A 9,121-nucleotide genomic window follows, 5' to 3' on the forward strand; every position below is an offset into this window, starting at 1 on the left:
TCCGGCGTCGCCAGCCTCTTCCTGGAGCACCGTCCCCGGCCAACAACTCCGAGGACGGTGAAGATCTCCAAAACCCGTTATCCCGTCGATCGCAAGGCTGCACCGCTTAAGTGAACAGCATTACGCCTCGGCGGGGTTTTTCTTTTCCGGTAGGTGCCAACCTTGGTTGGCACGCTTTCCTCAGGCTGCCAGCGCTGCCTCGATGGCCTCGCGCAGGCGCGCGTCATCGGCAGCCACGTCCGGGGCGAAACGCGCGATGACCTTGCCGTCGCGGCCAACCAGGAACTTCTCGAAGTTCCACAGCACCGCCGGTGCTGCGTGGATCGGGATCTCCTTGCTGGCCAGGCGCTCACGCAGCGGGCCTTCGCCGATCGACTGCGGCTGGGCGGCGGTCAGCTGCTGGTACAGCGGATGGGTATCGTCACCGGCCACGCTGATCTTGGAGAACATCGGGAAGCTGACGTCGTAGGTGAGCTGGCAGAACTGCTGGATCTCCGCCTCGCTGCCCGGCTCCTGGCCGAGGAAGTTGTTGGCGGGGAAGCCCAGTACTTCCAGACCCTGCGCGTGCTTTTCCGCATACAGCGCCTGCAGGCCTTCGTACTGCGGGGTCAGGCCGCACTTGGAGGCGACGTTGACCAGCAGCAGTACCTTGCCCTGGTAGTCGGCAAGCGAGGACGGCTGGCCGTCGATGGTGGTGAGGGAAATGACCTGGATCGGGGTGCTCACGCGGGGGCTCCGGCAACAGCGGGGAATGGCCCACCAGCATAGCGCCGCGCGATGGCGGTAGTGCCGGCCGCTGGCCGGCAATCGTGCGACCGTTCGCAAGGGTTCATGCGGTTGCCGGCCAGCGGCCGGCACTACGATCAGTCCACGCAGATCGTGCCCTGCGCCTTGCCGTCATCAATGCGCTGGCGGCAGCCGAAGTTCTGGCGCACATCGCGCTGGCAGGTACCGGTAGCGGCGCTGCCAGCGGCCACCTCGGGACCGGCCAGGCACTGGCCCGTGCAGTCGCTTTTGCGGCTGCAGGCCTTGCCGGCATCGGCATAGGGAATCACGCACTGCTCGCGCTGCAGCCGGCCCAGCCGCTGCAGGCTGCCACCGGCGGCCTGGCAGTCGACGTCGCGCGCTTCGCGATACGCCTCGGCCGCTTCAGGGCTGATGGCTGCGGCAGGTGCCGCGGTCGTATCGGCAGCCGGTGGTGCGCTGCTGCAGGCGGCAAGCAGCGCGGTCAGGACAAGGCTGGTGAAGCGGCGCAGGCGCATGACGATACCTGATCGAGGCGGACAGGCCGCCAGCATACGCATCGGCGATGCAGGCGGCGTGTCAGCGTGGCTCAGGCCTCGTCGCCGTCACTGCCTTCCTCTGCTGGCAGCGCGTCCGGCAGCAACTGGCGGCTCTGCTCAACCGGCAGCGACTCGACATCCCTCAGCTTGCGGGCGATCGCGCGGGTGCGCACCCCGGTCTGGTCGATCTGCTTGCTGGCCTGGTCCAGCTTGGCCTTCACGTTGTCCAGCACATCGCCGAACTTGCCGAACTCGGTCTTCACCGCACCCAGCAGGCTCCACACCTCGCTGGACCGCTTCTCGATGGCCAGCGTGCGGAAACCCATCTGCAGGCTGTTGAGCAGTGCGGTGATCGTGGTCGGCCCGGCCACTACCACGCGGTGGTCGCGCTGCAGCAGATCGACCAGGCCGGGGCGCCGGATCACCTCGGCATACAGGCCTTCGGTAGGCAGGAACATCACCGCGAAGTCGGTGGTGTGCGGCGGCACGATGTACTTCTCGCAGATCGACTTGGCCTGCACCTTCACCGCACGCTCCAGCTGCGCGCCCTGCACGCGTACCAGTTCGGCGTCACCCTGCTCCTGTGCGTCCAGCAGGCGCTCGTAGTCTTCGCGTGGGAACTTGGAGTCGATCGGCAGCCACACCGGCGTGTCATCGCTGCTGCGGCCCGGCAGGCGCACGGCGATGTCGACCATCTCGCCACTATCCGGGCGTACCTTCACCCCGCGCGCGTACTGCTCCTGGATCAGGGTCTGCTCGAGGATGTTCTCCAGCTGTACTTCACCCCAGCTGCCGCGCGTCTTGACGTTGGTCAGCACGCGCTTGAGGTCACCCACGCCGGTGGCCAGCTGCTGCATCTCGCCGAGGCCGCGCTGCACCTGTTCCAGGCGCTCCGAGACCAGTTTGAAGGACTGGCCAAGGCGTGTTTCCAGAGTGGACTGCAACTTCTCATCCACCGTCACGCGCATCTGTTCCAGCTTCTGCGCATTGTCGCTCTGCAGCGCGCGCAGCTGCTCTTCCAGCGTCGTGCGCATCTCGGCGATGCGCTGCTCGTTGCGCTGGGTCAGTTCCTGCAGGCGCAGGCCAAGGCTTTCAGTCAGGCGCTGCTGCGACTGCGCGCCCTCCTCGCGGCCCTTGCGTGCATCGTCCACCAGGGTCTGCCGCAGCGCGCCGAGCTGGGTATCGGTACGCCCGGTGAGCTCCTGCAGCTGCTGGCCAAACGCATGGATGCGGGCTTCCTGCTGCTGGCCGAAGGTCTCCAGCTGGCCGCGCAGCTCCTGCAGCCGCTGTCCCATCAACGCCGCGCCGCGCTGCTGGCTCTCGGCCGCTTCGGCGCGCGCCTTGCGGGCATCTTCGCCCAGCGCTTCGCGCAGCAGGTCGAGGCGCTGGTCGGTGCGGGTGGACAGATCGGTCAGCGCGCGGGCGAAGCCATCGAGCTGTTCGCGCAGCTCGCTGCGCCCGGCCCGCGCCTCCTCGCGCACCGCCTGTTCCAGGCGGTCATGCGGCGGGCGGCGCAGCAGGGCGACCAGCTGCAGGATGAGCACGGCCAATAGAAGGCCGCCAATGAGCAGATATTCGGTTTGCATGGGGCAAGTGTAGGCTGGCCGAGTCTCAACTGCTGCGTCAGGACCATGGTCGTCCTCTACGGAAAGCCCACCTCCATCAATGTGCGTAAAGTGCTGTGGCTGTGCGCGGGGCTGGATCTGCCCCTGCACCACGAACCGGCCCCCTCGCCGGACCTGCTGGCCACGCTGAACCCCAACCGGCAGGTGCCGGTGCTGCGTGATGGCGACTTCGTGCTGTGGGAATCCAACAGCATCTGCCGCTACCTGGCCGCACGCGCCGGTCGCGAGGATCTGCTGCCACATGCAGCAAAGGACCGGGCCCGGGTGGAGCAGTGGATGGACTGGCAGGCCAGCGACCTCAACAGCGCATGGCGCCATGTGTTCATGGCCCGCGTGCGCCAGCATCCGGACTATCCGGATGACGCCCGTGCCGAGGCCAGCCTGGCGCAGTGGAACCGGCTGATGGGCGTCCTTGATGCACAGCTGGCCATTACCGACGGCTACGTGGCGGGCAACACCTTCACTCTGGCCGACATCGTGCTCGGGCTGTCGACCCAACGCTGGTGCAGCACGCCGGGCAGCAAGCCGGTACTGGCACACGTAGATGCCTGGTTCGAACGCCTGCGCCAGCAGCCCGGTTTCGCCGAGTACGTCGACAACGGTGTGGCCTGAGCAGTGGCTTCCGCAGCTGTTGGCAGGTGTCGACCTTGGTCGACACGGCTGATCCACGCCATGCGTGGATGAAGCGCTGTAGAGCCGGGCGCAGGCTCGGCTCCACAGGAAAAACCGGGCCTTACCAGCCTTCCAGCACGATCTTGCCCTTGGCGCGGTGGCTCTCCAGCAGCGCGTGGGCACGCCGCAGGTTGGCCGCGTCGATGCGCCCGAAGTGCTCGCCCAGGGTGGTCTGCAGCACGCCTGTGTCGATCAGCTCGGCCACCCGGTTCAACAGGTCATGCTGGCGCTGCATGTCGGCGGTCTTGTACAGCGGCCGGGTGAACATCGACTCCCAGTGCAGTGACAACGCCTTGCGCTTGAGCGCCATCACGTCGACCTGGCCGGGATCATCGATCAGCCCCAGCTGGCCCTGCGGCGCCAGCAGTTCCACGATCTGCGCGTAGTGCTGGTCGGAGTGGGTCAGGCTGGCCACGTGCTGCACCTCGCTGATGCCGAGCCGCGCCAGGCCCTCGGCCAGCGGCAGGCTGTGGTCGATCACGTGGTGTGCACCCATTGCGTACGCCCAGTCCTGGGTATCCGGACGCGAGGCGGTGCCGATCACCGTCAGTTTCGTCAGCTTCCGCGCCAGCTGCACCAGGATCGAACCAACGCCACCGGCAGCACCAATCACCAACAGGGCCTGCCCTTCGCCACCGCCCTCGGGAATGCGCAGGCGGTCGAACAGCAGCTCCCAGGCGGTGATCGCAGTCAGTGGCAACGCGGCGGCGGCGGCATCACCCAGACTGGCCGGCTTGCGGCCGACGCTGCGTTCGTCCACCAGCTGGTACTCGGCATTGCTGCCCGGGCGGTCGATGACGCCGGCGTAGTAGACCGCGTCACCGGGCCGGAACAGGGTCACCTCGCTGCCCACCGCGTCGACGATGCCGACCGCGTCCCAGCCCAGCACGCGCGGGCCGTCGGTGGCCACGCCGCGGCGGACCTTGGTGTCGACCGGGTTCACCGCCACCGCACGTACCGCCACGCGCAGGTCACGCGGGCCGGGCAGCGGCAGCTCCAGCTCGATGTCGATCAGGGCCTGGGCATCATCGATCGGCAGGCCGGCTTGGGTATAGGCAATGGCGCGCATGGCAGCGGTCCAGTGGGGAAGGAGGCGACAGGTTGCGCCGCACGCGCTCCCGCAGAAAGGCGCAGAATCGGGCAGCACTTTCACTCTGGCAATGAAGATGATCCGCTTCGACGATCTGCAGCTGTTCGTCCGCACTGCCGCACTGGGCAGCTTCTCGCAGGCGGCGCGCGAGGCCGACCTGCTGCCCGGGCAGGTCGCCGCGGCGGTGGCGCGGCTGGAACGCGAGCTGGACCTGCGCCTGTTCGTGCGCACCACCCGCAGCCTGCGCCTCACCGGCGAGGGCGCGCTGTACCTGCCGTATGCGCAGGAGGTACTGGCCACCCTGCGCGAGGGCCAGGCGCGCGTGCAGGGCGAGGACACCGAGCTGCACGGCACCCTGCAGCTGTCGGCGCCCTCGGACCTCGGCCGCAACCTGCTGCTGCCCTGGCTGAGCGCCTTCCGCGCTGCGCACCCGCGGCTGCGCCTGCACCTGCGCCTGTCCGACGAGGTGGCCGATGTATTCCGCGACCCGGTCGACGTGGCCATCCGCATCGGCCACTTCGACGACGCCAGCTACGTCGCCCTGCCGCTGCTGGAAGGCAATCGACGCGTGCTGGCCGCCTCGCCCGGCTACCTGCAGCGGCGTGGCACGCCCACCCGCCTGGAGGATCTGCGCGAGCACGATTGCCTGGTCTATCAACTCAACGGCCGCGCCTACGATCGCTGGTCATTCGAGGTCGACGGGCGTCGCAGCGTGATTCCGGTGCGCGGTCCGCTGGTCTGCGACGACGCCGATGTAGTGCGACGCTGGGCCGTGGCCAGCGAAGGCATCACTTACAAGTCCTGGCTGGACCTGCGCGAGGACGTGCTGGCCGGGCGCCTGCAGCTGCTGCTCGATGGTGTTGGCAGCAGCATCCCGCTGCAGCTGGTATGTCCGCACCGCAAGCAGTTCTCGCCCGCGGTACGGCAACTGCATGCGCAGCTGCGCCAGCACCTGCAACCGCTGCTGTCTGGCATGCCCACTGGCCTCACCCGCCCCCTGTCGCCAACGGCGGCACTGGCCGACAATGGCGGCCCCCCGTAACAAGAGAACGCCGCCATGCCGTGGATGGGCATCCAGGACCTGTGGACGTTTCTGGTCGCTGTGCTGGTGTTTCTCGCCCTGCCCGGCCCCGGCACCTTCACCCTGCTGACCGCCACCGGCCGTGGCGGCGTGCGTGGTGGCTATACCGCGCTGGCCGGCCTGCTGGTCGGCGACCAGATCCTGATGTGGCTGGCGTTGGCGGGCGTGGCGGCGCTGCTCAAGGCCAACCCGCTGGTGTTCCACGCGGTGCAGTACCTGGGTGCGGCCTACCTGGTGTGGGTCGGCATCAGCCTGCTGCGCACGCCGAAGCACGGCGGCGACGCCGGCCCGATCCGCATGCAGCCGGGGCGCTACTTCCAGCAGGCGATCCTGGTCAGCCTGCTCAACCCGAAGGCGATTCTGTTCTACATGGCCTTCCTGCCGTTGTTCATCGATCCGAAGGCACACCAGGGCATCGCCACCTTCGCTGCGCTGGCCGGCATCATCCTGGTGGTCAGCATCGCCTACTGCTCGATGTTGATCGGGGTCGGCAACCTGGCCCGCCGCCGGCTGATCCAGCACCCACGGATCAGCGATGCGCTGCGCCGCGTGGCTGGCCTGTTCCTGGTGGGGTTCGGCATCCGGTTGGGGCTGAACGGATGAAACCCTGGCCGACGGCGATGGGCGCCCTGCTGCTTCTGGCCAACACGACCGCCCCGGCGGCCACCGCACAGCATCATCGCTGCCTGAGCGGCGGCCGCAATGACGGCATCCATCTGGAATGGCGTTGGCTGGATGACGGCCAGGCCGACGTTCGCTATGCCGGGCAGCGCGAACGCCTGCTGCTGCGCCGGGTTTCGATGGAGACCACGGTGCTGGCCGAAGACCGCCCCTACCAGTTCGACAGCGTCTGGGAAGAGCGCATCAACGGGCGCCTCAACGGCCGCTACCTGCTGAGCACGCAGGGCGCGCTGGTGCTGGACCTGAGCTACGAGCGTAGCCGCGACGGACGTCGCACCACCTTCCACGATGACGTCGAGGCCTGGCAGGAAGACGGCTGCCGCTGGCCCGGCAAGGTGGCCGAGTGAGCACCATGGACGACGACACCCTGCTGGAGCGCAGCTGGGAATATCGGGAGGAGACGCTGTACCGGCGGTTGTTCGGCGATACCGGGCCGGGGATCTATCCGATCGACATGGATCTGCTGCGCAACGTCTTCAAGCAGGACCAGATCGACCCGCGCTGGCTGCATGTCGGCGTCAATGCCTGCCCTCCGCACGGTGATCGAAGGCACTGGATCTATGTCAGCTCCGGCCTGTCCAACCCCTGGGAAGGGCGGCACGAAGATGGCGATTCGGGGTTGGGCATCGAACTGATGCTTGAGACGCAGGAAGAAGCGACCTGGGCACTGACCACCTTGCGCTGGTTCACCGCGTACCACCTGCTGCTGTGCCACTCACGCATGCCCGGCAATCCGTTGGCGCCATGGGACCGGCTGAAGCTGGGGGGGCCGGTGGATCACGCAGGGAGCATGCTGCAGGCGGCCGTCTTCGTTCCGTCGTTGCATTTCCCGGGCCCCCAGCAACTGCCATCGGGACGATTCGACTTCCTGCAGCTGCTGCCGTTGACCCTGGACGAGCACGCGTTCGGCCGCGCGCAGGGCTTCGAAGTACTGGTGGCCCAGTTGAGAACCCAAGGTGCGGCGCCAGTGGTTGATTCGCAGCGGGTCAGCATCGATCTGGCCCCTGCTCTCACGCTTCAAGCGCCTCCCGGCTCGCCTTGAGGGATCGAATCATTTCGAATCCTGCCAGCATTTGTGCCGATTCCGGCAGAATGCTCGGAGTACAGCCGCGCCGGTGACGCATCTGACCCTCGCATGACCCCCGTCAGTGGTAATGCTGCGCTGCGTTCGGTCACACTCGGGAACTTGTCGTTCTTAGTCACCCCTTCCGAGGCCTGCATGTCCCTGTTCCGGCGCAAGTCCCTAGATTCCGTCACCGTCCACGAAGCCGGCAGGCGCCTGATCCCGACGCTCAGCTGGCCGCACCTGATCGCGCTGGGCATCGGCGCCATCGTCGGTACCGGCATCTACACGCTGATCGGCGTCGGTGCCAACCTGGCCGGCCCGGCGGTGCTGATCTCCTTCGCCATCGCCGGTGCGGTCTGTGCCTGTGCGGCACTGTCCTACGCCGAGCTGTCGACGATGATGCCGGCCGCCGGCAGTGCCTACACCTACAGCTACAGCGCGCTGGGCGAAGTGTTTGCCTGGGTGGTGGGCTGGAGCCTGATCCTGGAGTACTCGCTGGTGGTGAGTACGGTGGCGGTGGGCTGGTCCGGCTACTTCGTCGGCTTCCTCGAATGGGTCCACACCCAGTTCGGCTGGAACGTGCACCTGCCAGCGTGGCTCGCAGCCGGCCCGCACGTGGAAGGCGGCATGATCAACCTGCCGGCGATCGTCATCACCTGGCTGGTGGCCGGCATGCTGATGGCCGGCACCAAGGAAAGCGCCACCCTCAATGCCATCCTGGTGGTGTTCAAGCTGATCGCGCTGGCCATCTTCGTGGCCGTGGCCCTGCCCGCCTTCGACAGCGCCAACCTGCAGCCGTTCATGCCGTATGGCTTCGCCAAGTCGATGGGCCCTGATGGCGTCGAACACGGCGTAATGGCGGCGGCAGCGATCATCTTCTTCGCCTTCTACGGCTTCGATGCGATCTCCACCGCCGCCGAGGAAACCAAGAACCCCGGCCGCGACCTGTCGATCGGCATCATCGGTTCGATGATCGGCTGCACCATCGTCTACGTGCTGGTGGCGCTGGCCGCGGTCGGTGCGATGAGCTACGCGGTGTTCGGCCACAGCGCCGAGCCGCTGGCCCTGATCATGCGTCAGCTGGGCCATCCGACCGCGGCGATGGTGATCGGCGTGATCGCGATCATCGCGCTGCCGACGGTGCTGCTGGCCTTCCTGTACGGCCAGAGCCGCATCTTCTTCGTGATGAGCCGCGATGGCCTGCTGCCGCGTGGCCTGTCCAAGGTCAACGCACGCACCGGCACGCCGGTGGCGACCACGCTGTTCACCGCGGTGGTGGTGTCGGCGCTGGCCGGCGTGGCCCGCCTGGATGAGATCGCCGCCCTGGCCAATGCCGGCACCCTGGCCGCGTTCACCGCCGTGGGCATCTGCCTGGTGGTGCTGCGCCTGCGCGAGCCGAACCGCGAACGTACCTTCCGTACCCCGCTGGCCTTCGTGGTCGGTCCGCTGGCCGCGCTGGGCTGCATCTACCTGTTCCTCAGCCTGCCGCACAGCACCCAGCTGTACTTCCTGCTGTGGAACCTGGCCGGCCTGGTGCTGTACTTCCTGTACAGCCGCCGCCACGCGCTGATCGCGAAATAACCGGATCACCGGTAGTGCCGGCCCTGTCTCTTATACACATCT

At 67.4% G+C, this 9,121-nt stretch carries 10 protein-coding genes; 6 read left to right on the plus strand and 4 right to left on the minus strand.

The window, feature by feature from the left end:
• Positions 1-180: 180 nt before the first annotated feature.
• The 3 genes from AC5O77_RS21050 to AC5O77_RS21060 all read right to left on the minus strand — a co-directional run bounded on the left by AC5O77_RS21050 (position 181) and on the right by AC5O77_RS21060 (position 2,869).
• Complete coding sequence (locus AC5O77_RS21050; protein WP_478057861.1) at positions 181-726, minus strand: glutathione peroxidase; 546 nt, start codon at positions 724-726, stop codon at positions 181-183.
• Positions 727-863: 137 nt separating this feature from the next.
• Positions 864-1,262 carry a hypothetical protein gene (locus AC5O77_RS21055; RefSeq protein WP_478057860.1) on the minus strand — a complete coding sequence of 133 codons (399 nt, stop codon included), beginning with the start codon at positions 1,260-1,262 and terminating at the stop codon, positions 864-866.
• 71 nt (positions 1,263-1,333) lie between these two features.
• Positions 1,334-2,869: a DNA recombination protein RmuC gene (locus AC5O77_RS21060; RefSeq protein WP_049400349.1), complete on the minus strand. Its 1,536-nt coding sequence runs from the start codon at positions 2,867-2,869 to the stop codon at positions 1,334-1,336.
• Between the two features lie 45 nt (positions 2,870-2,914).
• On the opposite strand from AC5O77_RS21060, the gene AC5O77_RS21065 reads away from it, so the two are divergent.
• Positions 2,915-3,520: a glutathione S-transferase family protein gene (locus AC5O77_RS21065; protein WP_478057859.1), complete on the plus strand. Its 606-nt coding sequence runs from the start codon at positions 2,915-2,917 to the stop codon at positions 3,518-3,520.
• A 121-nt stretch (positions 3,521-3,641) separates the two neighbouring features.
• Here AC5O77_RS21065 and AC5O77_RS21070 read toward each other — a convergent pair whose 3' ends face one another.
• Complete coding sequence (locus AC5O77_RS21070; RefSeq protein ID WP_478057858.1) at positions 3,642-4,649, minus strand: zinc-binding alcohol dehydrogenase family protein; 1,008 nt, start codon at positions 4,647-4,649, stop codon at positions 3,642-3,644.
• A gap of 91 nt (positions 4,650-4,740) precedes the next feature.
• Here AC5O77_RS21070 and AC5O77_RS21075 point away from each other — a divergent pair, with 91 nt between their 5' ends.
• From AC5O77_RS21075 to AC5O77_RS21095, 5 genes are all read left to right on the plus strand, one after another.
• A complete protein-coding gene (locus AC5O77_RS21075; protein ID WP_478057857.1) occupies positions 4,741-5,712 on the plus strand; it encodes a LysR family transcriptional regulator in 972 nt (323 codons plus the stop codon).
• Positions 5,713-5,727: 15 nt separating this feature from the next.
• Complete coding sequence (gene leuE / locus AC5O77_RS21080) at positions 5,728-6,354, plus strand: leucine efflux protein LeuE (RefSeq protein ID WP_478057856.1); 627 nt, start codon at positions 5,728-5,730, stop codon at positions 6,352-6,354.
• Complete coding sequence (locus tag AC5O77_RS21085; protein ID WP_478057855.1) at positions 6,351-6,779, plus strand: hypothetical protein; 429 nt, start codon at positions 6,351-6,353, stop codon at positions 6,777-6,779. Before leuE ends, AC5O77_RS21085 begins: the two co-directional genes overlap by 4 nt.
• A 5-nt stretch (positions 6,780-6,784) precedes the next feature.
• Positions 6,785-7,474, plus strand: coding sequence for a suppressor of fused domain protein (locus AC5O77_RS21090; protein WP_229301260.1), 690 nt, complete (start codon positions 6,785-6,787; stop codon positions 7,472-7,474).
• A 177-nt stretch (positions 7,475-7,651) separates the two neighbouring features.
• Positions 7,652-9,079 (plus strand): amino acid permease, encoded by a 1,428-nt coding sequence (locus AC5O77_RS21095; protein WP_032128498.1) that lies wholly within the window; start codon positions 7,652-7,654, stop codon positions 9,077-9,079.
• The last annotated feature ends 42 nt before the right edge of the window (positions 9,080-9,121 follow it).

The organism is Stenotrophomonas sp. INTA L402-1 (genome assembly GCF_059295135.1).